The organism is Salinivibrio sp. MA427 (genome assembly GCF_001996115.1).
Classification (GTDB): domain Bacteria; phylum Pseudomonadota; class Gammaproteobacteria; order Enterobacterales; family Vibrionaceae; genus Salinivibrio; species Salinivibrio costicola.
In genome coordinates this window covers 1-1,827 of the sequence record NZ_MUFH01000412.1, presented here as the reverse complement: position 1 = coordinate 1,827, position 1,827 = coordinate 1, and the positions used below count along the sequence as shown (strand labels likewise).

The following is a 1,827-nucleotide window of genomic DNA, read 5'->3' as shown; positions in this document are numbered from 1 at the left end:
AGTGAGGTCTAGGCGTTCGCGCTTAATGGGCATGTCATTATTAACCTGCCAAACCGATAAAGTATGATGCTGACGGATAAATAACCGTTGTCCATCGCCCGACAATGCCAACTGATTGACTGGCGCGCTCAAAGGGAATGATGTTTTATGCTGGCCGCGGTAGATCATCAATTGATTATCGGCAGTCACAGCCGCCAACACAGGCGCTATCGGCTGGCCATGCAAGCTATCCGGTATCGCCAGGGCAATCTTATCCAGCGGCTGTCTATTCGCATCCACCGTTACGGGTCCACCAAACGCAGATATACGCGATAACTGCGGGATCACCGCATCACTGGCTTGGTCATCGTTGCCAAAGCGTAATTGCCAAACGCCCACTTCACCGGGAGCATTTTCCACTGCGATAAAAGGCGCCGTTGATTGAGCCCAACTCATCGCAGGATCACTGAGGGTCGATAGCGCGCGTTGTAAGACAGTTTCAGCCTGCGGGAAAGTTGTCTTCTCTTGAGGCTGTTGGGGCTGTTGAGGCATCGATGACTGACGAGGACGACGCGCTACCGTCAAGACGCCTGTCTCATCCAAGCTATAAACGAGTTGATTGCGATTATCAGCGCCAACAAACCGTGGCGCTCCAGGTGAAGAGACAGAAAAGCGTTCACTTAACGTCACACTGGCTTGATGAAACAGCGGAATCACGACAGTTAAAAGATAAAAAAACAGCAGCAACAAGGTCACTAGTACCATCACACCACCAAAGCGCACTGTTTGACGCGTCAGTTTATCTTTTAAACGTCGCGCACGTTTGGTGTCAGAAAGTGATGGTGAGGAGTGGGTCATTTGCGCCTCTTATTTTAATCAAGCTCTTGATTGTATTTCATTACAATGACAATTTTGTGACAAATCGGCCCGCTATGATTATCCATATAAAAAAAGTGGATGATGGCTAATCATACTGCCTCTTGCGGGCTAACGCCTCGACACCGGGACGATGCGTTGCTGAGCGGTACGCAATAAATATGCAACAAACGGACTTTAGGCTGGCCCAAGTTGATATTGGGCACACTTTCGTGAGTTTACTGCCGTGAAGCATAGACAACACCTTGAACGACCTCAATAATTGTTTAAACAATCGTCTTAAGGATCACGCATGATGCATTTTGTTTTCACGTATCAACACACTGGATACGTTCCTACAAAGTGCAGCCAACATCAGCGTATTGTACAAAGCCCTTGAAAGGCTGTCTGACGCTTTAGCAGTCTTGCTTGACAGCCATCTTATTCAGTAGAACAGGATTTTCTCACACGCTATGACTTTAGACTCCCATCATGTCGACAAAGAACTGAGCTGGCTCTCCTTTAACGAGCGCGTACTGCAGGAAGCTGCGGACAAAAGCGTGCCGATTATCGAACGGGTTCGCTTTTTAGGTATTTTTTCATCCAATCTTGATGAATTTTATCAAGTACGATTTGCCGATGTGAAACGCCGTATCATTATTGATGAAGAGCGCGGAGTGGATAGTCACGCCAAGGAGTTACTCAGTAAAATTCAAGCGAAAGTGGTCAAGCTCAATCAAGATTTCGATCATCTATATAATGATATTTTGCTTGAGATGGCACGCCGCAATATCTTTTTGGTGAATGAGCGACAACTGTCGGAGCATCAAGCCCAATGGCTCAAACGCTATTTTCGTAGCAATATCTTGCCTTACATTACACCGATCATGCTCAATAAAGATGTCGATGTTTTAAGCTTTTTAAAAGACGCTTATTCCTATTTAGCGGTCGAGCTAAAAAAAGCCGGTGAAGAGCCAAAATATGCATTAATTG

Annotated in this window: 1 protein-coding gene and 1 pseudogene; one reads left to right on the top strand and one right to left on the bottom strand. The window is 46.3% G+C overall.

The window, feature by feature from the left end; genetic code table 11:
- Positions 1–837, bottom strand: an 837-nt coding sequence (locus BZG79_RS15130; RefSeq protein ID WP_199878016.1) for a hypothetical protein, incomplete at its 3' end; no start/stop codon positions are given.
- 470 nt (positions 838–1,307) lie between these two features.
- On the opposite strand from BZG79_RS15130, the pseudogene BZG79_RS15125 reads away from it, so the two are divergent.
- A pseudogene (locus tag BZG79_RS15125) lies at positions 1,308–1,827 on the top strand (RNA degradosome polyphosphate kinase); the annotation flags it as partial.